The organism is Paenibacillus sp. PastM-3, assembly GCF_029893965.1.
Lineage (GTDB): Bacteria > Bacillota > Bacilli > Paenibacillales > Paenibacillaceae > Paenibacillus_AQ.
The window spans coordinates 89,134-110,398 of the sequence record NZ_JARXXP010000019.1; the positions used below are offsets into that span (position 1 = coordinate 89,134).

A 21,265-nucleotide genomic window follows, 5' to 3' on the forward strand; every position below is an offset into this window, starting at 1 on the left:
AAATTACAAAGACCCTTATAAATCAAGGGTCTTTTGCCTATTGAGTAGGGCGAATTAAGTTGAATTAAGGTACCACTTAGAGGGTTATGCCCCCAATTCGCCCCCAGTACTAGCCCCCGATTTTACTTGGTAGTGAGTATAAACGATAGCCAAGCAAGCTCAGATACGGTGAGCGTTTTTTCGGAAATTTTCGTCAGCCAAGCTTTATCCGAAATCGTCCCTGCTTTAAGCAGGGCTTCAACATTATTCTTCAAGGCATCCCATTGATATTTAGTCAGCTCCAAAATGTCATCCCCCTTAATGGCCTCCGTAGTGTTGTATAAATTCCTTTCAACCGCTGCGATCTGCGCTGCCGTTGGCTGCCTGCCGATCCGCAGTTGTGTGGTAGTCAGGCCGAATACCATCTGCAGGTGCGGTAGATCCAAAAAGGAACGCCAGTCGCCGCCCCATTCAAACCCGAGCCTTTTAGCCTCCTCTACTACCTCAGACCAATCCGGCAGGCTGTCTTTGTCATCGTCCCGCAGCGTGTCCCATGAGACGGTACGCCCATCCGGCAGCAGCAATGCAAAGTCGATAGCCCAACCAAAGTTATGATTGCTGTACCCGCCACGGGCATTCGTGACTTTGGGTTTGCTTGGCTGCGCCTTTACATGGGATAAGCCCACTACGTTTAGCTCCGCCTGTGTTCTACCTTGCGCAAACAGCGCGTCCTGCTCCGCAATGGTCCGCAGCCCCTGGGTAATGATGATCTGCACTCCTCGGGCGTAGCAGCGCTCAATGAGCGCCTCAGCCGCCGCCTTGACGATCGACTGAAGTCTTTCCAGGCGCGCGGCAGACTTTACTTTTACCTGATCCAGTGTCAGCGCCATCACTCATCCGTTCCCTTCTTAGTCTGCTTGACCAGTTGGTTACCATACACAGCCACAGCCCCGCACAGAATGCCCTGCAGGACGCTGTCCGGGCTTAACCCCAGCATGAGGCAGACAACAATAATAGCCACCAGTGTGACGATATAGATGATCGTCCAGTCAGGCACGCGTGGTGTCTGCTTGAGGATATACCCAATCACCCAGCAGACAGTAAGCACCAGCAGCAGCTCCGGCTTAATAAAGCTCGATACAGCATTCCATTCCATTTGTTTAACCCCCTGTTAATTTGATGGCTGCAACAATAACACCAGTGACAACGGTGATAGCCGATGCCGCAAACGTCCGCCAGAGCCAACGCTGGTTGTCCTCAATGCGGTCTAACCTGTGATGCGCGGCCTTAGCGCTTTGAGCAGCATCTCTCGCCATGTCCCGCGCGGACTCTACCGTCGATGTTAGCGCCGGCACAACCTCTAGCGTCTTCTCGATCCGTGCCAGCTGGATCTGTATCTCAACCAGTTTATCCTCTGTCCCCACGATCCCGCCTCCTGACATAATGTAATCCCCCTATCTGTGTCGGTATGAAAAAGACACGCCCCGGAGGACGTGCCTGAATTGTGAAGCAAAACAAAACCGCCTCATCGGGCGGTTATCGTTAGTGCGCAGTATTCTCCTACTGCGAGAAAAATTATATCCGTTCTGTAGTACTTTCTTTTTTCTTAGTTTTTATGTATGAGTAAAGAACAAAAACCATACATAAAAATTGTAGTTTGTGCCTTACCGCTGTGCCTGTATTACTATCAATTATCGAATTTGCCAGCAGACCTATGAAACAAATCAAAATAAATGCAGTCATTGCTAATTTATTCTTAGATACTCCACGCAGTAATCTGATATTTTTAATGACTACAGCCGAAAAAAACATCAGAATTAAGCTCTCTACTGCCGAAAGGGCCTGTTGCAGATTATATGCCTGCCACAGAAACGGAGTAAAGAGGAAAAATATCAGTCTGACTGGAGCATAGATAATTATATCTAGCCAAGATGAGTACTGCATACTAGTAAGATACGCACTGCCTCCATCCGTCCTATAATTCATCTCACGGATGACATAGGATATATCCAAAGCACTTAAATAACCGAGTTTCCAAGCTACACCAAATAGTCCAAGCAGCCCGCCAAATCCTGCAATTACCCATATAGGTTTAAGTAAAGGATGCGCTCTTTTGATCGCAAACAATACTATCAAAGGTAATACAGTCCCACCTAAAAGCGCGGCATTTTGTTGCCGGATCATAATGTTTCCAATCAGTAAAACAACTACTAAAAAAAGACTACTACCTTTGCTATACTTGATCCATTTTATTAAATTCAGCAAAAGTGCAAGAATTAGAATGGTAGCCAGTGAGTCGCGCATATTCATGGCAGAAAAAAGTATATGTGATGGCCAAAATGCTAAAATAAACGCAGCTAACTTTCCTGACTTTTCATTAAACAACTCTGATCCAATGCGGTAGATCAGTATAATCGATAGTGTACCCCAAAGCACATTTAACAACATCATAAATACGGGATTGCTGCCAAAGATGTAATATACCGAAGTAGCTAGATACGTATAGTACTTCACATTTCCTGACATAGGGAAGGAGTATCCGAAATCCCCTCTTTGCCAGTTAGGCAGGAGAATTTCCGAATACTCGTCCCACGCCACATCAAACGAGTATGGCAAGATGTTGAAGAACGCAATAGCTATTAATACGATTAGCCTCAAAGACAGCCCTAAATAGACGAATTTGGCTATTTGATAATGATTTTTAACTGAGGTTACAACAACAAATACTACAGATGAAAGCATCACTAAAACTGCTAAAAAACCCTTTGACTTGGATTCGAGGAATATACCCGCCATACTTGAGGAACTTATTCCTACAGCTATAAATCCAGCAAAAACCAACGCAGTAAACCAAATTAGAATTTCTCTTGTTCGAATTTCCACCATAATCCTCCAATATTTGACCTCGCCCAAATATAACATAAATTACCGAAGAAAAATATGGATATTATTTAAAATTTTCATTGAAGGAAACACCTCTTATGCGTCAATTGCATCAGAATACTTACCCAATGTTTTCATGTAATTGTAAATTTGCCTTTTGGCGTTTACCGATTCCTCCGAGTACTCTGCTTGCATTAGAATAACGTCCTCAGTTCCTTCTATCGGGGCCTTACCTTCTATCTCAAGTTCTTTGCTGACGTATGCTCTGATCCTTGCACTTACATTATTTTGTGAATCGGATTGATAACTGTCTATTTTTATATAGGCGTTGGGAACTTCCATTCCAGTAGAACTCATTAAATTTTTTTGTAACGCCATCTCAATAACCTCCTTTTATTCCGCTCTCGTAGCCAAACACCGGTATGAATCACTTACAGTGGTTATATTGGCAGCAGTTGAATTAGACATACGAATGGTGATGGTATTCGCCGCTGAAACAAACCCAGTCAAAGTAAGTCCTGCATCGATTGCCGTTAGCCTAGAAACTTGTACAAAATCCCCTACGGATGCACCATTTGCTGTAATTGTTAGATCCTTTGTGGAGTTCGCATTTATTGTCCCGAAATCTCTGGTCCCAATCACATATACATTTTTAACAATAGCCGATGCTCCAGTTGTACCATAACCAACTATGATTTTATCCATGAGCAGCCTTACTATCCCCGTACTTTGGGTAAAGTCGATATCTCCGTTGGTCGATGTGCCGGATCTCGTAATCTCGTAGTTACCATTTGAGACATTCTGCGATCTTCTCCAGTACCCAGTTACTCCATGAGCAGATACACCATCCACTTCAAAAATCATTTCGCCGGATAGGAAATTGAAAAGTCCCTTGTTTCTTTCTGTACTCCAGATTATATTTCGAGCACCTAAATTAACTACTAGGTTAGTAGCGAAATGGTTGTTCGGCATCCCTAATATTTTGTTTTCCACACTGGTGGAATCAATATAAATTTCATTTGTAGACATGCCTGCGCTCTCTAGGTATGGATTCAAGAATGTATTGGCACCAGAACCATATAATGAAAGGTTATTGCCAGCATTTCGTTCTGAATGCACCCCAACAAAGGTATTACTGTAGGCATTTAATAGCTTAAGGCCGTCCCCGCCATTCCCAGCAACGTCAATCCCATAAGCTGAACCGGCGTTTGTATCAGGCAGAACAGAATTATTAGAAGCAATCAAAACTCCGTTCCTTCCATTTGATTTTGATTTTAGATTAATTATATTGAAGTTGTTAACATTTGTAGTCGCGCTTTCGCTGCCGAAAACGACGCCGTCATTCCCTTGATTTGTGACCAATAAATTGACTGTCCATGGTCTGCCGCCTGTAAAGTTAATTCCGTTTCCTGTATTCCCCGGCGCTCCATATATATTGATATTAGAAGCACCGGAACCATCGCCTGATAATGTTAACTCTCCCGATCCGCTTAATATAATGATTGATCCTATGGAAGAAGATAGAGTGGGAGATAAATTCCCCTCAATAACCACCGGCTTGGTAAAAAATAAATGAGAGGTTATTTTTGTACCAGCGCTAACCGGGACAAGTATCTTGCCGCCGCCTGCCGGTAGCGCATCGTGCGCGTCTATCCACGCCTGTGTATCGTCACTAACGCCATCAAGCGCAGCCCCAAAGGACCGTATGTTGAGCGCAATATCCGCCAACTGCGCACTAAACTGATGCTGCATATCCCGGACCATATCACCCGCAACGACAATTTCTCGGCCAGGAGTGTACCCCGGATCGGGTGTTTTAATGTCCGTCAGTTCGGGGTCTTTTCCCTCTCCACCACCGGCGATAATTGTACTGACCCGCTCATCTACAAAATCAATCGCCTGCTCAATATTTTCCGCTCCCACAACAGTGCCGGCATACGTGATGTGCTCTGCAGCATGGGCGGCAGTGGAATCTTTATGTTCGGTTACCTCAGCTTGGATACCTTCAGAGACAGCAGCAGCTGCGTCCAGCTCAGCTTCGGTATTGTCGAAGCCGACATTCAGGTCATCCCAGTTCTCCTTTATCGGCTTGGTCCCGTCCAGGTTCATCAGGCGATTTGGCATGCTTCTCAGCTCCTTTATCTAAAAAGATCAATCTCTTCTCCAAATTCTCCATGAGCCCAAGCAGTATGGATCGTTCCTGGGTAGGGTGGAACCGGGTAACAGCTTGGATGACGGAGAGCAATTCAGGCACAGGCAGGCTGGGATCAAGCTCAGCTTTAATGACAGTTTGAATATTACCCAAGGGTGAAACCTCCTCTGACCGCAACACAAAAAGCCCCGCCGGATCCGGCGAGACTCTGTGAGAGCTATATTAGTTTTTCAGAGCCGCAATCTCGGCGTCCAGCTCGGTCAGCTGCTTCTGCAGATCCGCGAGCTCGGCCTTACGCTGCTCGTATTCGGCCTTGCGGGCCTCCAACGTTTTAGCAAGAGCACTCTTCTCAGACTCAGAAACGGCTCCCTGATAGTTTCGTTCAGCATTTGGGATGTAGGTTGTCTCGTACATCTTAACACCACCCTCAGCCGCCTGAACATCTTTCAGAAGCAGAGTCCGTTTCAAATTCAATGCATTAAGTTGAATGGTCGTTTCATCTGCTGAAGCAGCTGCGCTGCCTGACTCTATTATGATAGTTCTCCCCTCCACTGTTAGCGAGGCCCCCACGGCATCGGATACTGCTCTGACTGGTGCATACGCTGACCCGTTAATGATACCTGCCTCAGCAACTTTTTTACCGTCCTGCATTATGGTATAAATCCCTGTCACTTTCTTTCCGAAAATGCCTACTGAATCTGCAAATGCTGATGCACTGGCAAACAGTAAAACGCCGACGATAACTCCGGATATAAACTTCTTCAACCTAAACACTCCCTTGGCAAAGATTTCTATATCTTATTATCGTCTGATTTCGTCAAAAGTTTCAACCTATTGCGGAATATTTACAATTGCAAGTTGTGTGCCGGCCATGCTAAAAAGTTTTAAATTCCGTGTAGTTGGATCAAACGTCATGTTAATGGCTGCTGACGTAATCAGGGACACCAAGGTATTCAACTCAGATTGAAGGGAGCTTCCCGTCTCCTCACTGCGGAAATCACTCCACTTGGACACATAGGATCCGTTATAGCCTCGTAAATAGATATTGGCGAATTCCATCATCAGGCTCGCATTTCCGTTAAGATATAACCCTGAATTCGGGAGACTCATATAGGCGTAAGTGCTGCCATTCGTGAAATGCAAGTCAGTTAGCGAGCTGGCTCCCAGAGATCTCATATCAATTCCAATGGATGATGATGTCCGAACGGAAAACATCCTGTTCGTGCTGCTCATTTCGGCTCGGGGGTACACGCCATCCTCTGCCGTCTGGATCTGCCCTGCTGTAAATGTACTTGCCAGGATTTCGGAAGATTGAATAGTACCTTGGATAAAAGCATCAGTTGCGGTCATGTGGCCCGTCATATCCACCTTAAACGGTGCGTCCGCATAAGTCTGATCCCCGGACCAGAAACCCCAATCATTGGCTTTGAACACATTGTCTCCGCTGCCGATCTCGATCTCGCCGCCCTGCAGCTTCCCGGTGAATACCCCCTCCGCTGCTTCCAGCCTTCCGGAAAACTTAATCCGGTTCGCAAGAGCGTCATAATACAGCTGGGAGACGCCGTCCACTCGCCAGTCCATAATATCCGAATTAAGCGTAAGATCACTCTTGCCGTCGCTGCGCTGCACCTTGATGCCGGCAAACCGGGTGATCGTCGTACCGTAGTAGTACTTGCCTTCTTTCACCGCGGTCCTATCCAGATTATCGACCGCCTCTGAAAGAGTGCCGGGCACCTTAAACTCACTCTGCTGCTCCGACACGGACGGCGACTCTATGGACATCAGGAGTCCGCCTTTGAAGGAGAACACCTGGTGCAGGACGTAAGACTGATACTGCACGACGCCCGTCCAAGGGATTTCCGTTGCGTTCCACGGCGTGATTGTCTCCATCCAGCTTGTGCCTTCATAGAGTCCCACACCAATCCGGTCACCTCGCTCCAGCTGCGGATAACCTTTGGCGTCCATAGTGAGGGGTAGATAAGACACGCCGCTCAGAGAAGCGCACAGAGCGTCTGCCATTGCCTGCGTTATCAATGGATTCTCCAGTGTGAGCGTGTGATTCTCATCGCCGCTGCCGGACTCATAGGTCAGGTTATCCTCCGTGTCATATGTAACCACAACGCGGCTGTAGGATTTGAGAGGATTGGTCTGCCGGGCACGAATGTAATCAGCCATTCCCAGATCAAAGACGGGCTGCTCATTGGGTACAAACCGCTTCATCTTCAGTTTACCGTCGCGCCCCATGAACAGAGAGGCGCAGTTGGCGCCGGCTATATACCCGAGCACCTGCCGCATTGAGAAGCCTGACGGGGCCACCGGAACAGTGTAGGTCGGGTTAATAGCCACACTACTATCACTGACGTAGCCCAGTCTGCTGCAAAGCTCATCAAAGACAGCCTGCTGCGTTGTTGGATATGTCAGTGACGAGATGTAAGGCTGATCTGCGTATACCAGCTTGTCATAACAGGTATACTCCCAGACATCATTCACCTTGTCCCGGCTGTCTATATAAAACTCGCCCATCGGCAGCCATTCTGTGGCCCCGCCTGTCCAAGGGAAGGGGTTATCCTCCCAAGCAATATCCGCTTCCATCCAGGTCATGTTTGCCAGCGACAAAGCCACATAGGGGATGATCTGAGCGTTAGCAGGAAGTTCCTCCGCCGCCCGAATCCGGAAGAGCAGCTTACTGGGGATGGCTGTTCCGATCTCAAAGCCATCCGACAGCGTAAGCCGGTCCTCGACGCTGAAATCTACAATTTGACTGTCTGTGTACTCCTCCCCGTTAACTGTAGCCTTAACGTGAAACTCCTGATCGTGCCGGCGCAGGTACTCCGTGAAGATATTAGATATAGGGTGCATACGTCATCGCTCCGTCAAAGTCAATTTGAGGGCATTGTATAAAGTCTCGTTCCCTTTGCTCAAGGCAATCGGCGCCGTTCGGTTGCCAACATACATCCGGCGTGTCTCATATTTCCCGGACATAATATCCAAGTAATAAAAATCAAAGAACACACCGGACATGGACTGCAAGAGCGCTGATATTTGAGCAGCAGTAAGAATCCCCCAAGTCATATCAATTTGCCGGAGCACTCGTATTCGAGAACGATTTAATGTGCCATTGGCAGTCCGGACAGTGGCATCACCGTCGTCCAGATCCATCACAGTCGGCTGAAATGTGGCCGGGTATGCGGCAATCTCCGTGCCGTTAATTTTTAGTAACATTCACCAACTCCTCCTTAAACGTTCAGCAACGTCCGCCCTTGTTGCTTTTGCACACTGTTTATCGCCTTGATCGCAGCGCGGCCCAACTCCGTCTCGCCGAACTTGATGACCGTCTCTTTGTCATTACTCCGAATAGCATCCAGAATCTGTAGCAGGACAGCCACCATCGTCTGATTGCTCATGTCCAGCATTTCCTGCAGGGTGGACAGCGGGCTGATTACTTCCGGATCTGCGGCAGCTCCCCGGTTATCCCCGACCATGGCCAGCGTAGGGCCGTATGCGAGTCCGCCCTTGGCCAGTTTCGGAATCTTCGGGATATTGATGCCGAAAGACTTCCCGCCCATCCAATCCGGCAGGTCGATTTCAATGCTGTTCAGTCCCTTGATCACGGCATTTATCGCATCAATGATCAGGTTCAGCGGAGTCTTCACAATTCCGTACAGCGAGTCGAAGACACCCTTAAAAATCATCTTAACGCCGTCCCAGGCTTTGCCCCAATCTCCTGTAAAGACGCCGGTTATGAATTTGAGTACACCGTTCAGCGTGGTCTTCAGGCCCTCAATAACAGTCCCGATTCCCTTGAACACTGTGTCAAACGCAGGTTTCAAGGTATCCCAGAGCACGTTGATAACTGGATTGATCACGTTTTTCCAGAGCCAAGTCAGCACATCTATAACCTTGCCGACAACCGGGATGACCGTTTTACTCATAATCTCATAAATAGACTTCCAAGCTTCTGCCAGCACGCTGCCCACAGCTTTCGCAAGCGGTAGAATGATATTCTTCCAGAGCATGGTCAACAGATCGGACAGAATACTGAAGACCGGCTTCAGTACCGTTCCAATAAAGTTGGCCAGCGGGATAAGCACCTGCTGCCACAACTGCTTGAATAGCGATATGAGCTGCGGCAGCAGCGTCTTCAGGAAGAAGTTAATGGCCGGCTGCAGGATCTGCTTCCAGGCATCTGTCAGAACGGTAGAAACGAAAGTAGCCAGCGGCTCCAAAGCCTGCTTCCAAGTCTCACCCAGCTGCACGATCTGCTGCCGGAACGTCTCGCTCTCCTGATACAGCTCGATGAAGCTAACGGCCAGCAGAGTGATCAGGCCCGCCACAAGATTCACGGGGCTAAATACCGCACTGAATGCCGCTGCCAGCCCTTCCATAGCCGCCGCCATAGCCAGTCCTGAAGTGACCGCCTCACCTACTACAACGAGGAGTGGGATCAGTTCCAGAAGGATGCCAGCTACCTGAAAGGCCGCAAAGAAGCCGCCGATCAGCAATGCCCCCTTTACGAAGGCGTCCTGATGCTGATTGATCCAGCCCGATACAGCATTGAGACCGTCCGCTAGAGCGTGCAGACTTTCGATGATGATTCCGCCGGTCCATGCCGCTAACGGCTGCAGGAAGGTATCCCAAAGCCAGACTGCCGCGGGCTTAAAGGCATCAATGACACTGTTAACGCTCCGGATACCGCCAGCCAGAACATCCAGGAATGCCGGCAGCGCCTTCTCAATCGTCCATTTCCCCAGAGGGACCAGCACATTATTGAAGAACCACTGTAAGCCCTGTCCTACATTCTTAGCGAACGGCTTTGCTGCGCCCCATAGCCCGCCTAATGATTTGCGGAGTGGATCCAGATTGATCTGCCCCAATGAGCCAAACATCTGTTTCATGTCTGCCACGAAGCCCTTAACCTTTTCTTTAACGGGGTCAACATTGATATCCGGGGCCCCCAGATCAAGGTCACCAAAGCCTCCGCCCAGCCCTGCTCCGAGATTTCCAAAGCCGGCTGCAGCTGCATCGCCGGCGTCACTCGCAGCCGCTGCCGTGGATTTCGCTAATGTGTTTAGCTGATCGAACCCGGCCAGGCTGCCCTTGACGTCCTTACCGGCCTTCTTCGTCTTCTTGCCCGCGTCCGCCGTGGCGTCACCCATGTCGCCCATTGAGCCCGCAGTGTCGCCAGCGGCGGTTCCCATTCCGCCGATAGCCGCTGCCGTGGACCCGGCAGCCGCAGATGTATCCGCCGCATTACCAAATATAAGCTCGGTAAAAGCTCTGAAATATTGAGCTGCAATCTGCAACTTACCGATCAGCCAGTTCAGTCCCCGGATAACCGGAGTCAGCACGTTGATAAAACCGGCACCCATCGTCCCCTGAAATATACGCCACTGCTCCGTCAGTACCCGGGTCTGGTTCGCCCAACTGTTTGACGTACGGGCGAAGTCACCCTGTGCGTCTGCTGTAACCTTCATCAAATAGCCGTACCGGAGCATGGTCTGCTCAGCTTGCGTCATTGCCGCCCACGACTTGCTGATGCCTTGCGTCATCGCATAAGCTTCCATGTTCACGACTGACATATTGATACCGAGCTGCTTCAGCGGCTCAATCTCCCCAGTAAGGCCCGAGAACACCTTGTAGAAAGCCTCATCATTGGCAAGGTTGTAGAATGATGCCATGTCCGCAGAGAGCTGCGTCAGACCAAGCGACATATCGCGAACGACCTCACCTGTGAGCCCAGATGATTTGAGCATCGCCCCCATCGTGCTGCTGTAGCGTTTGGCTGACAGTTCGCTAAGGCCAAAGGACTCAATCAAATCCTGTGACCAAGCATCCACCTGTGCTGACATGGTGCCAAACGTAACGTCCACTACGTTCTGCACTTCCTGCAGGTCAGAGGCCAGGTTGATCGCTTCCCGACCGAAATCCACCAGCCCTTTAACAGCAAAAGCCCCGGCGATGATTCCGCCGAGACCTTTAAATGCATTTCCCACCAAATGGTCTGCTGTATTTGCAATGCCGCTGAGCTGGCGCTGAAACGAACCATAGTTCAGCTCAAGATCTAAGTCTATCCTTCCCGCGCTGCCTCCGGCCATTAAGTGCCACCTCCTCCGAACATGCGGGCCAGCGCAGCCTCCATGCTCTGCATTTGCTTATCCAGCTTCTCAGGGTCCTGCAGCTTTGCCTCGGCCTGCCGGGTCCGCCACTCGCTATGAATTCGCCGCTGATCCGGACTGAAATTCTTTATAACCTTCCGGTCCTGCTCCGCGCGGATCGTTACAATGCTGCCCAGCGGAGTATCCGGCATCAGCCCGCTCACAAGTGTACAGAACTCTTCCCAGGGCATATCCCCTTGCTGCCGAATCCGGATGCCGTATTGCTTCGCCAGGCTCGCTTCAATTAGCGCCCAGTCCTCGCGCAGGTCATACCAGTTTTGAGGCGGATCACCGTTGAAATCGGGCAGAAGCGTCCTCATAAGTCGTTCCCTGCAGGGCAGCGGACAGACCGGTAATCAGGATTTTCATGTTGGCAAGACTCATTTTCTTAACACCGATATCTTCAACCGCTTCAGCGCCAAGGACGCCTTCCAGTGCGGCAACAAGGGAGCTGACACGCCCATCACCGGCAACTGCATCCTCCAGCAGCATCGCTGTTTCAACAGACGCATCAAATTCATAAATCTTGTCGCCGATCTCGATACCCGCTTTTTCATCTTTGGCAAATTTATTGGACAATTTCACTACTTTAGTCATGTGATTAATCTCCTCTCAATTACGGCGTTACTGGCGCCGGTGTAAATGTGGGCTTGCCGTCTGACAGCAGTTCGAATTCCAAAGAATCAATATTGGTGGAGTCACCACCTGCTGGAGCGGTCAAGTTGATTACACAGTTCATTTCAAGTTTCGCGCCACTCGGCAGCGTCCATTCGAATTTTGTTTCAACCTCCTGGCCGGTGCCCAGCATCAATCCGGCAATGTAGTCATTACCAGGATCACCGTAATTCCGCTTGCCTGTGAAGCTGATGGTCATGCCCTTACCGGTTACGGCCCGGCGCGTCCAGCCTGCCTGGTCCATTGGGGACCACTCTTCAGTGTTGCCATCAATGGAAATACTGAAGTTCTCCAGGTCCTTGATTTCAATCATCTCCAGGGCCGTAGAGGCCCGACCCATAGAACCAACCTTGAAAATATTATTGTGTACCGGGAAAACACCTTCTGGCATTTAAATCCCCTACCTCTCATAATAGATCGTGACCTCAATCACGTATTCGTAATACCCTGCGTCATCTGTGCCGACGCTGACCGGCTCTGACGTCCGCATCTGAAAGCTAATCACCCGTTTGCCTGCAATGACAGCAGGCTGCCCAAATAACGCAGCATAGACCTCCTGGGCCTTCTGCTCCGCTGTGTCTGCGTTTTTTGTCCAGTGCACCAGGATAGAAATCGGCTTTACTGCATAACTGGTGTTCTCCAGCCCCCCGATCGCAAGCACTGGTGATTCGTTGTTCATACTATACAGAGCGATACACTGCGGCTTGCTGGTATCCGCTTTACCGATATACCAGTTGGGGCAATCTACCTGTGTTTTCATCCAATCACGAACCGCGGCAAGAGTCATCATCGGATAAACCCTCCCGCCAACTTCTTCAGTAATGCCTTAAAGGCTTTAGTGACACCCCTGGTCTTCGCACCCTCCGCCCAGGCTTTAAGCCACTCACCCTGTGCATGCCGATTCTTGTCTTTCCGGAACGAATACTCCGGATGCCAATATAGCCGGCGGGCATAAGGCGTATCGTAGGTAATAGTCACCTTACCGCGTTTCGATTTACTAGCATCGATCGTCGCGCTGCGCTCCAGTTCGCCAGTCTGCTTAGGTACGACCTCAGAGACCATAATATCGGACAGGATGCTTTCTTTGGCACCTTCGACAACTTGGATCAGTGCTCTCTCAGGCGCTGCCCGTAAGCGGTTCATAGCCCGATTATTCATCAATGTTCTAACCTTGACCATCTACATCAGCTCCAGTTCCGTGCTGAACACGCTGCCGTCCGGATGCTGCGGCCGTGAAGTGCTGAAGATAGGCCGCTCGATCTCACCGAAGCGCACCAGCCCCTCAATCAGCTTCCCGGGGTTAATGTCTCCCTGGATGATTACCTTGCCGGAGAGCGTCACCAGGCGGCGCTCTTTGTCCAGCTTCTGCTTCATTTTTTCTTCATAACAGCAGAGCCCATCGAAGATTAACTCCTCGACAGGCTCCCCGTCCTCACTGGTATAGGTCTGATAGACTTTCACCGGCGTTTTGAGTATCCACTTTGGAAACGGTAGCTTCCCCTTCATCAACATAGCCTCCTACTCGTCAGCCCTGTGGCGGCTAAGAGGCTGCTCACAGCCTCCGTGGTCTGTACCCCTCCAGCTCCCTCAACGCTCTTAAACGACAGCGAGACGCTGCCAGCAGAATAGCCAGAGAGTGGGAAGTTTAGATAGTCGCCATAGGTATGATAGAAATCAGCCTGCTGACAGACCGCTTTGATCACTTTAAGCTGCTGGAACGATGTCAGATCAATTATGCCGCCTGCAGCTATCCGGTTATAGGTCAGCGCATCAATCTGATCACTGGCCCGCTCCAGCGCGGCAGGCAGCTCCTCTGCAGGTATGCTGCCGTCACCGTACTGCTCATACTCCGCTACTGTGGCATAGGCCATATGATCACCTACTTCTCAGCTTTGGCGGTCTTCTTGGCATCAGCCAGCTGCGCCTTCAGAGACTCGATCTCTTTTTCAGCATCAGCCAGTTGCACCTTCATGCCGTTCAAAGCTTCAGGAGTGCCGGATCCGGACGCTGCCACCTGCTTAAGCAGTTCAGCATTTTCCTTGACCAGTGCATCATACTCCGTCCATGAAACGGTTTTACTCGGAGCATTCTCGACCACCTCAAGCTTATTGCCCTCCTGCTCAGCAATGTCATACCCGAGCTTGAGGTAGGAGTCCCGCTCCGAATCATCGATTTTAAGCTGCGTGTTACCCTTCACTGCAATCAACATGTGATTTACTCCTCTCTGTCGGCCCTTGGCCGTTATAAATTAGGGTTGAACGTTGATCTGGATAGCTGGCGTCTTCCGCTCGATCAGGAACAGGTCCGTATAACGGCGGTTTTGGTACAGATATCCGTCACCTTGGGTGTGGCTTCCTGGCTCCCACAGGTAGATGGCCGTGTGCTTGATTGGCGCCCATACGCAATCCGGATGGATCAGAATCAGGTTGATCTGCTTAGCCCCTACACCAGGTACAGCTCCGTTGGTGAAGTCATAAACGGTCTTCATCCGACTCGACGGCACGGAAATCAGCTTGACCTCATCCAAGCTGCGGACCGTGCGGTTAACAGCTCCACTGTTTTGATTCACATAGATGACCTTGCGGATTTCTTCTGCCGCTTTCAGCAGCTTCAGATAGGTCGGAGTTACATACATAATCCGGCCTTCCAGTGGAATCTCCGCTTCGTCCATGTTCAGCATGAGCTGATCAAAGACCTCAAGCGCATTGGTCGCGTCAATCACTGTAGTGTCCGGGGTCTTGCCAAAGGCCACATAGTCCGCGTAAATCTTCGAGAAACGATATTTATCCAATTCCGGAATCGCCTGTTCCTTCTCAAATACGGCCGTAAGGTTTGCAGCGGACACGATTTGATTTGTTTCATCCACATCCATAGCGTCCACATAGAACTCAACGTCACGGTCAAAGGTCAGCGTCTTCAATTCAAAGTCATTGCTGACCGCTTGACGGTTCCAGCCACCTGCGCGGCTGTGATTTTTATAGCCGGCTACGTCCAGGCGTGGCACCTTAATTGTCTTGTGATTGACCCACATCGCATTCTGCGTGGTCAAATCATTTGATGCCAGCTCCTTCGTATATTTCTGCTGCAAGGTAGTCTGGAAGCTCTCTACATAGTTGTACGGCATTTGTACATCTCTCCTTGTTTAATAAAATGATTACTTGGTTTCAGCCACTCCAAAAATGCTGGCTAATTGATCATTGGTAGCAGAGCCTGTGCCTGCCTGACCGCCCCCGCCGCCTACACGGAAGCCACCATTACCGCCACCACCTGCCCCGCCGTTACCCTCAGGCTTGAACAGATACGCGTCAGAGGTCTTCAGCGCGGTCAGCTGCTCATCCAGCCCGACCACCTTACCGTCATCCCCGATTACCAGCTTGTCCTTCTTAATCAACCCCTGGACAACCGCTTCATTGTGAACCTTGCCGCTGAGCGCAGCATTGATCGCGTTCGTCAGCGTCATGTCCTTCAGGCTGTTCTCGTAATCGGTTTTAGCCTTGGTATTCTCGCCCTGTAACCGGGTAATCTCAGCCTTCAGCCCTTCAGTAGCATTAGCATCCTTGCTGAGTGTTTCAAGCTGTGCATCGCGGTCTGAAATGTCCTTTTCCAGCTTCTTCTTAGTGTCGGACAGATCGTTATATTGCGATTTTGGGACAAAATGCTTCGGCAACTCCTTATTCACATCACCGATCAGACCGTCCACCTTTGAATCTTCCACGCCTGCTGCCTTCAAAAGCGTCTTCAACCATTCCATTAGTCATCAACCTCCATAGATTTTTATAGCTGCTCTCCAGCTATGGGAGTGGCCGATATACTCCGGCCAGAGTAAAAGCTTAGGCCCCAGCAGTCTCAGCCAGGGCCTAAGCAGGTGGTATTCGTATTTTCTCGCGACTATAATCCCGCCTCAACTCCGGATTCGCCTTCAGATGACTGCGGAGCGCGGACTGCCACTGCTTCACCTTAGCTTCTGCGCGCGCCTTATTGGCCGGGTCCACGCTGCCGGCTGCTCTTCGCTTATACAGCCGCACCTGACGCTCCATGTACCGTTGCCGCTGCTCCTGCTTGTAACTGGCTAGCGCTGCCGTATTGTCTACCGGCATCGGCATACGGCTCACATTAGGCACGAACGTGGTCATGTTATGCCGGCAATTCGGGTGAAATAGGCCGCCTGCCATTGCTGTACTCAGCAACGGATAAGGGCCGTCTGAGGCTTTACCGCCACTATAGACATCATCTATATAAACTTTGCCCTGCCACGGCAGACACAGCTCTGAGCAGTTGCTGTGTGCAGATACGACAACAAAAGGATTACCAGCCTGCTGCCGCTTGGCCCCCTCTCCCGCGAATACTGCCCGCTGAGACGAGGTGCGCAGGGACATTTCAGCGTATGAAGCAATATTCACCTTGCGGCCATCCTGGTATGTGATGCAGTCCAAGCCTTTGTCCAAAAAATCCCTTGTGGCCATGTCGATTGCCTGATCCAGCGAAGCAGCGCCGCTGTTCAGATAGACTTGGCTCTTGAAGATGGTCTGCCGGAACACATCATCTGTCCGGCGTAGGATGGCCTGATTCCCTTTCCTCAGCTCCTGCTGCGCAGCCGCAGCCAGAGCGTTGATCCTGTGCTCATTTGCCTTGAAGAAATTGCTGTCGTCAATGGCGTCCTGCTTGGTCGGGATCACCCGGTTAAAGATCTTCTTCAGCAGCCCGCCTACTCGACTGAAGCCGCGCCTGAATGAGCCCTTAACCTCCTGCTCCACCGTCTCCTCAATCTCCGGTATGGCCTTGTTGACGATCCTTGCAGCCTCGATCCGGTACTGCTTCAGGTCCTCCAGCTTCCGCTGCTGCCACTGCTCCCACTCGAAGCCCTCTTTCTTCTCCTCATTCTCATGCCGCGTCAGATTGCGCTTCATACTGGCGATCAGGTCAATCTCCATCTGCGCATAGATCCGGCGAAGATCATAGGCTTTATTACTCATTCCGGATCAACTTCTTCCGGATCTCGCACTTCCGGTTCATCGAAAGTAGGTCCAGACTGCTCAGCTTTCAGCCTGGCGACCTCCTCGGCCTTCTCCTCATCCGTCCAGGTATCGCCATACATCTCTTCCACGGCTCGCTCAATGGACATCACACCGAATGTCCGGGCCTTGCCTACTGTCTCCACGACAGAGCCAAAGTCTGGCGCGGCATACTCCCCGAAGGTCACGCTGACCTCATACTCGCCAGCAGTGCGGCCTTTCATCGTGTCGTACACCTTCAGGACGGTCTGCACCAGCTCCGGAATGACCTCATTGAGCCGATCAACGATTTTGCCCCGTGTGTACAGCGTGGCTTTCTCCTTCTCCCGCTGGGCCTCCGCATTGTCAGTCTTCTTCAGGTCAATTCCCAATGTGCTGGGTGAGATGATGCCCTGCAAGCACATATCCATGGCTGAAGCATAAGAAGCCACGAACGCCTCATAGAGGATCTGAGGCTGCACCAGGCTAATCTGCCCCTTGGCATCCTCGGCCATCACGCTGCTAATCCGGATAAACTGATTATCAAACGGATTCGGCCGCATCAACGCCCCGGTCTCGGGATTCTTTGGAATCATGTCTTCCGGAATGTACTTTTGTACCCGACCGGAGCGGATTGCATCCATCCACTGGCTGATAACCTCATCCAAGGCGTCAAATGAATCGGCTTTGCTGTCGAATATCGACTTCCCGCGTCCTGGCCACTTCGTAGACTTGAACACCATGAGCGGCACGGCCATAATAAAGTCGCCGTCATACTCGATATCTCTCAAATCCGCAATTTCCGGCACCAGGGACAGCGGCACCTGCTTGCCATAGGCATCCAGCAGCTGATAACGGATGTATTTCCGGCCAAATGTCTCTATCAGGCGATAATCCCGCTTATCCACGCTGTAGTCGCTGTAGAATATGACCTCCTGTAGCCGGCCACGGGTCCGCTTGTACTCCACCTGATCCCCAGAATAAAATTCGATCAGCGGATACTCGCTGACCTCGGGGTCCAGTGTGACCTTAAATGCTCCGTCTCCTGCGCTCAGCGTCTCTGTAACGGCACCAGCCAGCAGCTCAGGAAAATCATTATCCTTGCTGATTTCATCCCACGCGGTTGTCTCAGCATCGTTCTGGAGTGTGATGGCGTCCATATCGGCCACTACGATATCCGACAGCCTGTCCGCCACCATGGCCGGTAGCCCTGAATGAATCTTGCGGATACCCAGGCCCGTTGACGGTACGGCTGCCCAGAAGCGGGAACGGCCCACCGCATCCGTCACATTCTGCTTATAGAACTGATCCAGTTCGGACGGATCTCCCCGATACCACAGCCGGTTGCGCAACACATTGGCCCCGTAGCTATACGGCTCCTGAATCGTGATGACCTGGCTTTCCGGCGCCGGCGTGATCTTTAGTATTTTCATGACCATGCTCTTAAACCACCCCATTTCCTAACCTCCATTCAGCAGGTACATTGTTTCGACCAGGCCTGTTGTAGCATCCGGCGCATCATCATGGGTGTTCTTGCCCTCCCGCTGATAGCTCGTCATGGCCTTGTAGTAGTCCGGCCAGCGGTCCCGCCAGTTGACCGGGAAATAGACGTGCTGCATGACCCAGGTCGCGTTACTGACGATCCGGGCCGTCTTATTCTTGCTTTGGTGGAACCAGCTCACATCGGTACGGTTGCTCTTCAGCTCCGTTTCTAGGATCCGCTTGATGTTCCGCGCGAAAGCCTTACCGCCGTTATTGGACTCAATACGGGCTTTATTTGCCTTGAACGCAAAAAGAGCCTGCGCTGTGGCTGGCTCCGTAATCTCCATCGGTTGCTTGGTATAGATGACATCCAGGACGTACGCCTCTTTCTGATACGCACCCCAGATGATATTACACAGGTAATCCGCCCCGTCGTCCGCTGAATCACAGTATGCGTAAATACCCGTGAACAGCGGCTCATCGTGGCCATCCGCCGGCAGCTGCGTATATGTCTTGAAGCTGCTATACAGCTTGCCCTTGATATCAATCGGGATCTGCTGATAGTTGGCGCTGGCGATATCCGCCCCCATGGCCCGGACCTTCATGTCGTAACTCTCACGGGACAGGACATCCGGGCACAGCATCGTGCCATCATCCTGGAGCGCCTTCATGGTCAGGTGACGGACGCGCTTCTTCTCACTTCGGAAATGCTCCAGCGCCCGCCCTGCCAAGTCTCCTGTAGCCCAGCGGGTCATGATGATGATGATCTTGCCGCCTTCCTCCAAGCGGGACAGCATCGTGTTCGTGAACCATTCCCAATGCTTCTCCAAGGTGTTCTCGTTGCTGGCCTCTTCGGCATTCTTGATCAGGTCATCAATGATCAGCAGCGTGGCCCCGAAGCCGGTAGCCGTGCCCGTAGGAGACGTAGCCAGATAGCTGTTATAGCCGCCCTCCAGGCTCCACAGGTTCATTGCCCCGTCCCCGCGTTGAATGCGGACCTGGGGGAAGATATCACTGTACACAATGACGTTCGGATCAGCCTTCACGGTACCGATGCCGTTACGAACGGCCTTGGAGAACGTAGTGGATAGGGTCTCGTTGTAGCTGCCCGTCATGACCTTCTCACGCGGGTTCTGCCCGAAGACCCATTGGGCCAGCATGGAAGCTGTCCGGCTCTTACCATGCCGGGGAGGCTCGTTGACGATTAGGATATCATCGTCCGATTGGTAAAAATCCTGCATTTCGCCGCATAAGTCCGTCAGGTACTGCCGATCCGAGCGGTAGAAGTCTGGAGCCATTGCCTGGCAGAAGCTGAAGAACTCGCGCCGAGCCAGCTCGATACGGGCACCCCGGATGATCGTCTCCCTATCCACTGTCAATCAGCTTCTTCAGCTCGGCTGTTGTTAGACCCTTATACGGATTGTCGACTTCAACGGAGCCGGACAGCTTCACATCGGACTTTTCAGCATACAAGCCAGCCATCTCCAGGACAACCTTCCCGTGCTGGAAGCTGCCGCGCTGTGCCTCCCGGACAAATGTATTGAGCACGGAAGCCACGGACTGCTTGACGAGATCCACCGACCGCTTATTATAAAGCGCGACAAATTCCGGCTTCGCGAATGCTCGGTAATACGTGGCCCGGTCCACTTTGGCGACTTTGCAAATGTCTGTCACACTCTTGATCCGATTCTCAGGATTCAGTAGGGCCTCAAGCAGCGCCTGCTCTGATCTCGTGAGATTTTGCTCATTATCCGGATTTGTTGCAGATTGCTGCACCCTACTCACCTCCTAAAATATCTGGCAATTCCTTACCCGGCTCATTCCAGTCAAGCCCGTATGGCTCCAGAATGTCCTTGAAATCTTCTATGTCATGGGGGCGGATCTTCAAGCCCTTTTCCCCAATTGTGATGTGCCGAAGCTCATGAAGCATGAGAACCTTCTGCTGATTCTCATTGAGCATTCCCGTGTTCCGCTCATAAAACGTGATGATGAAGTCATAAGGCAGATACGCCCTGAAGACTTCCTGCACCTTCCGGCAATCCGCATACGTGATCTTCTCGCCGCGCTTACGCTCCTGGCTGACCACGTAGCCGATTTTGATATTAAACTCCCGAATGATGCTGAACTCGGGAAACCGCTTGATGATCTGATCGGCAAGCCGCTTTAAAGACCGGCTAGGCTCTGCGTCCTGGATGCCTAACTGTCTTTTCAGGTTACGGATGCGAACCGTCTTGTCCTTCTCATCCTGCGCGTCATAAATCTGATACAGCGTTTGAATGGCAGCACAAGGCGACTCGCAGGTTATGAATTTAGTGCATGACTGGCATATTGCATTGCTCACGGCGCCTCGGCTCCTTTCACGGTATACGGAACGCAAAAAAGAGCCCTCCGCAATGGAGGACTCATGATAGACAGACTTATAGCACTGTATGAGTTACTACACGAATTACTACAAGATTACTACAAAGGCCTTGGAAAATGCTTCTTAAGCTTATCTTTGGCCCGTGTTACATACATATACACGGTACTTGGTGCTATGCCAAGTTTATCAGAAATCTCTTGACACAGCAAGCCCTGAGCCACATAAAGCAGAAAACATGTTCGCTCTCTGTCAGACAGGAGAAGCAGCGCATCGACCATATGCAGCTTCTCCTCGTTGCTCATTTCATCTCCTGCCAGTTTAACCAATAGCTCACGCTGTCGGTATACATCCGTCCGCTCAGCTCCTCTGCGGCTCCCTGGCCGTCTGCCGCGCCGCATCCAGGTTAAGGCATATCTCATATCTGCCAGCATGCCTGAGACCGTCTCGGCCTCCTCTGCCGCTGCCGGGTCCTTCAGGTCTAAGGTGTCCCGGTAGCGTTCAAGCGTATGGGCTTCCGTTGCGTACTGACAGATCAGCGTCTCAATCCATGTTGCCTTGATAATACTCATGCTGTACGACCCCTTTC

Annotated in this window: 27 protein-coding genes; all 27 read right to left on the minus strand. The window is 51.1% G+C overall.

The features are described from left to right. Nucleotides 1-122: 122 nt before the first annotated feature. The 27 genes from M2108_RS22670 to M2108_RS22800 all read right to left on the minus strand — a co-directional run bounded on the left by M2108_RS22670 (nt 123) and on the right by M2108_RS22800 (nt 21,248). The gene (locus M2108_RS22670; RefSeq protein ID WP_277472991.1) at nt 123-869 is read right to left on the minus strand and encodes a M15 family metallopeptidase; all 747 of its coding nucleotides are present in this window, start codon (nt 867-869) and stop codon (nt 123-125) included. Further along, on the minus strand, nt 869-1,135 hold the full coding sequence (locus tag M2108_RS22675) for a phage holin family protein (protein ID WP_277472992.1): 267 nt from the start codon (nt 1,133-1,135) through the stop codon (nt 869-871). The genes M2108_RS22670 and M2108_RS22675 overlap by 1 nt, the downstream gene beginning before the upstream one ends. 4 nt (nt 1,136-1,139) lie before the next feature. Beyond that, entirely contained in the window at nt 1,140-1,403 is a 264-nt protein-coding gene (locus tag M2108_RS22680; RefSeq protein ID WP_277472993.1) for a hemolysin XhlA family protein, read from the minus strand. A gap of 151 nt (nt 1,404-1,554) precedes the next feature. Next, entirely contained in the window at nt 1,555-2,862 is a 1,308-nt protein-coding gene (locus M2108_RS22685) for a glycosyltransferase family 39 protein (RefSeq protein ID WP_277472994.1), read from the minus strand. Between the two features lie 96 nt (nt 2,863-2,958). Continuing rightward, complete coding sequence (locus M2108_RS22690) at nt 2,959-3,240, minus strand: hypothetical protein (RefSeq protein ID WP_277472995.1); 282 nt, start codon at nt 3,238-3,240, stop codon at nt 2,959-2,961. A 15-nt stretch (nt 3,241-3,255) separates the two neighbouring features. Beyond that, nucleotides 3,256-4,986, minus strand: a complete 1,731-nt coding sequence (locus M2108_RS22695; protein ID WP_277472996.1) for a hypothetical protein — start codon at nt 4,984-4,986, stop codon at nt 3,256-3,258. Then, the gene (locus M2108_RS22700) at nt 4,928-5,167 is read right to left on the minus strand and encodes a hypothetical protein (protein ID WP_277472997.1); all 240 of its coding nucleotides are present in this window, start codon (nt 5,165-5,167) and stop codon (nt 4,928-4,930) included. The genes M2108_RS22695 and M2108_RS22700 overlap by 59 nt, the downstream gene beginning before the upstream one ends. 69 nt (nt 5,168-5,236) lie before the next feature. Then, nucleotides 5,237-5,779, minus strand: coding sequence for a hypothetical protein (locus tag M2108_RS22705; protein WP_277472998.1), 543 nt, complete (start codon nt 5,777-5,779; stop codon nt 5,237-5,239). 66 nt (nt 5,780-5,845) lie between these two features. After that, nucleotides 5,846-7,873 carry a hypothetical protein gene (locus tag M2108_RS22710; protein WP_277472999.1) on the minus strand — a complete coding sequence of 676 codons (2,028 nt, stop codon included), beginning with the start codon at nt 7,871-7,873 and terminating at the stop codon, nt 5,846-5,848. Nucleotides 7,874-7,876: 3 nt separating this feature from the next. After that, on the minus strand, nt 7,877-8,236 hold the full coding sequence (locus M2108_RS22715; protein ID WP_277473000.1) for a DUF6711 family protein: 360 nt from the start codon (nt 8,234-8,236) through the stop codon (nt 7,877-7,879). A 14-nt stretch (nt 8,237-8,250) separates the two neighbouring features. Next, nucleotides 8,251-11,109 (minus strand): phage tail protein, encoded by a 2,859-nt coding sequence (locus M2108_RS22720; RefSeq protein ID WP_277473001.1) that lies wholly within the window; start codon nt 11,107-11,109, stop codon nt 8,251-8,253. Next, nucleotides 11,109-11,489, minus strand: coding sequence for a Gp15 family bacteriophage protein (locus M2108_RS22725; protein ID WP_277473002.1), 381 nt, complete (start codon nt 11,487-11,489; stop codon nt 11,109-11,111). The genes M2108_RS22720 and M2108_RS22725 overlap by 1 nt, the downstream gene beginning before the upstream one ends. Further along, nucleotides 11,458-11,766 (minus strand): hypothetical protein, encoded by a 309-nt coding sequence (locus tag M2108_RS22730; protein WP_277473003.1) that lies wholly within the window; start codon nt 11,764-11,766, stop codon nt 11,458-11,460. Before M2108_RS22730 ends, M2108_RS22725 begins: the two co-directional genes overlap by 32 nt. Nucleotides 11,767-11,785: 19 nt before the next feature. After that, nucleotides 11,786-12,235, minus strand: coding sequence for a phage tail tube protein (locus M2108_RS22735; protein WP_277473004.1), 450 nt, complete (start codon nt 12,233-12,235; stop codon nt 11,786-11,788). Nucleotides 12,236-12,244: 9 nt separating this feature from the next. Then, the gene (locus M2108_RS22740) at nt 12,245-12,634 is read right to left on the minus strand and encodes a minor capsid protein (RefSeq protein WP_277473005.1); all 390 of its coding nucleotides are present in this window, start codon (nt 12,632-12,634) and stop codon (nt 12,245-12,247) included. Beyond that, nucleotides 12,631-13,002, minus strand: coding sequence for a minor capsid protein (locus tag M2108_RS22745; RefSeq protein WP_277473006.1), 372 nt, complete (start codon nt 13,000-13,002; stop codon nt 12,631-12,633). Before M2108_RS22745 ends, M2108_RS22740 begins: the two co-directional genes overlap by 4 nt. Nucleotides 13,003-13,023: 21 nt before the next feature. After that, nucleotides 13,024-13,350, minus strand: a complete 327-nt coding sequence (locus M2108_RS22750; RefSeq protein WP_277473007.1) for a hypothetical protein — start codon at nt 13,348-13,350, stop codon at nt 13,024-13,026. After that, nucleotides 13,350-13,715 (minus strand): head-tail connector protein, encoded by a 366-nt coding sequence (locus M2108_RS22755; RefSeq protein WP_277473008.1) that lies wholly within the window; start codon nt 13,713-13,715, stop codon nt 13,350-13,352. Before M2108_RS22755 ends, M2108_RS22750 begins: the two co-directional genes overlap by 1 nt. 8 nt (nt 13,716-13,723) lie before the next feature. After that, a complete protein-coding gene (locus tag M2108_RS22760; RefSeq protein WP_277473010.1) occupies nt 13,724-14,053 on the minus strand; it encodes a hypothetical protein in 330 nt (109 codons plus the stop codon). 39 nt (nt 14,054-14,092) lie between these two features. Continuing rightward, on the minus strand, nt 14,093-14,968 hold the full coding sequence (locus M2108_RS22765) for a capsid protein (protein ID WP_277473012.1): 876 nt from the start codon (nt 14,966-14,968) through the stop codon (nt 14,093-14,095). A 30-nt stretch (nt 14,969-14,998) separates the two neighbouring features. Next, nucleotides 14,999-15,595, minus strand: coding sequence for a phage scaffolding protein (locus M2108_RS22770; RefSeq protein WP_277473013.1), 597 nt, complete (start codon nt 15,593-15,595; stop codon nt 14,999-15,001). A 106-nt stretch (nt 15,596-15,701) separates the two neighbouring features. Next, nucleotides 15,702-16,817 carry a phage minor capsid protein gene (locus M2108_RS22775; protein WP_277473014.1) on the minus strand — a complete coding sequence of 372 codons (1,116 nt, stop codon included), beginning with the start codon at nt 16,815-16,817 and terminating at the stop codon, nt 15,702-15,704. Then, on the minus strand, nt 16,814-18,292 hold the full coding sequence (locus M2108_RS22780) for a capsid protein (protein WP_277473015.1): 1,479 nt from the start codon (nt 18,290-18,292) through the stop codon (nt 16,814-16,816). The genes M2108_RS22775 and M2108_RS22780 overlap by 4 nt, the downstream gene beginning before the upstream one ends. A gap of 3 nt (nt 18,293-18,295) precedes the next feature. After that, entirely contained in the window at nt 18,296-19,690 is a 1,395-nt protein-coding gene (gene terL / locus M2108_RS22785; protein ID WP_277473037.1) for a phage terminase large subunit, read from the minus strand. Continuing rightward, entirely contained in the window at nt 19,683-20,093 is a 411-nt protein-coding gene (locus M2108_RS22790) for a phBC6A51 family helix-turn-helix protein (protein ID WP_277473017.1), read from the minus strand. Before M2108_RS22790 ends, terL begins: the two co-directional genes overlap by 8 nt. 1 nt (nt 20,094) lies before the next feature. Beyond that, nucleotides 20,095-20,658, minus strand: coding sequence for a putative metallopeptidase (locus tag M2108_RS22795; RefSeq protein WP_277473018.1), 564 nt, complete (start codon nt 20,656-20,658; stop codon nt 20,095-20,097). Nucleotides 20,659-20,777: 119 nt separating this feature from the next. Continuing rightward, a complete protein-coding gene (locus M2108_RS22800) occupies nt 20,778-21,248 on the minus strand; it encodes a sigma-70 family RNA polymerase sigma factor (RefSeq protein WP_277473019.1) in 471 nt (156 codons plus the stop codon). Nucleotides 21,249-21,265 lie beyond the last annotated feature (17 nt).

Excerpts from the sequence above, each read along its gene's own strand:
- M2108_RS22735 (WP_277473004.1), bottom strand. The coding sequence starts at position 12,235 with ATGCCAGAAGGTGTTTTCCCGGTACACAATAATATTTTCAAGGTTGGT.
- M2108_RS22740 (WP_277473005.1), bottom strand. The coding sequence starts at position 12,634 with ATGATGACTCTTGCCGCGGTTCGTGATTGGATGAAAACACAGGTAGAT.
- M2108_RS22765 (WP_277473012.1), bottom strand. The coding sequence starts at position 14,968 with ATGCCGTACAACTATGTAGAGAGCTTCCAGACTACCTTGCAGCAGAAA.
- M2108_RS22800 (WP_277473019.1), bottom strand. The coding sequence starts at position 21,248 with ATGAGTATTATCAAGGCAACATGGATTGAGACGCTGATCTGTCAGTAC.
- M2108_RS22690 (WP_277472995.1), bottom strand. The coding sequence starts at position 3,240 with ATGGCGTTACAAAAAAATTTAATGAGTTCTACTGGAATGGAAGTTCCC.
- M2108_RS22745 (WP_277473006.1), bottom strand. The coding sequence starts at position 13,002 with ATGAATAATCGGGCTATGAACCGCTTACGGGCAGCGCCTGAGAGAGCA.
- M2108_RS22725 (WP_277473002.1), bottom strand. The coding sequence starts at position 11,489 with ATGAGGACGCTTCTGCCCGATTTCAACGGTGATCCGCCTCAAAACTGG.
- M2108_RS22720 (WP_277473001.1), bottom strand. The coding sequence starts at position 11,109 with ATGGCCGGAGGCAGCGCGGGAAGGATAGACTTAGATCTTGAGCTGAAC.
- M2108_RS22780 (WP_277473015.1), bottom strand. The coding sequence starts at position 18,292 with ATGGGGTGGTTTAAGAGCATGGTCATGAAAATACTAAAGATCACGCCG.
- M2108_RS22750 (WP_277473007.1), bottom strand. The coding sequence starts at position 13,350 with ATGAAGGGGAAGCTACCGTTTCCAAAGTGGATACTCAAAACGCCGGTG.
- M2108_RS22670 (WP_277472991.1), bottom strand. The coding sequence starts at position 869 with ATGGCGCTGACACTGGATCAGGTAAAAGTAAAGTCTGCCGCGCGCCTG.
- M2108_RS22715 (WP_277473000.1), bottom strand. The coding sequence starts at position 8,236 with ATGTTACTAAAAATTAACGGCACGGAGATTGCCGCATACCCGGCCACA.
- M2108_RS22710 (WP_277472999.1), bottom strand. The coding sequence starts at position 7,873 with ATGCACCCTATATCTAATATCTTCACGGAGTACCTGCGCCGGCACGAT.
- M2108_RS22755 (WP_277473008.1), bottom strand. The coding sequence starts at position 13,715 with ATGGCCTATGCCACAGTAGCGGAGTATGAGCAGTACGGTGACGGCAGC.
- M2108_RS22760 (WP_277473010.1), bottom strand. The coding sequence starts at position 14,053 with ATGTTGATTGCAGTGAAGGGTAACACGCAGCTTAAAATCGATGATTCG.
- M2108_RS22695 (WP_277472996.1), bottom strand. The coding sequence starts at position 4,986 with ATGCCAAATCGCCTGATGAACCTGGACGGGACCAAGCCGATAAAGGAG.
- M2108_RS22775 (WP_277473014.1), bottom strand. The coding sequence starts at position 16,817 with ATGAGTAATAAAGCCTATGATCTTCGCCGGATCTATGCGCAGATGGAG.
- M2108_RS22730 (WP_277473003.1), bottom strand. The coding sequence starts at position 11,766 with ATGACTAAAGTAGTGAAATTGTCCAATAAATTTGCCAAAGATGAAAAA.
- M2108_RS22770 (WP_277473013.1), bottom strand. The coding sequence starts at position 15,595 with ATGGAATGGTTGAAGACGCTTTTGAAGGCAGCAGGCGTGGAAGATTCA.
- M2108_RS22675 (WP_277472992.1), bottom strand. The coding sequence starts at position 1,135 with ATGGAATGGAATGCTGTATCGAGCTTTATTAAGCCGGAGCTGCTGCTG.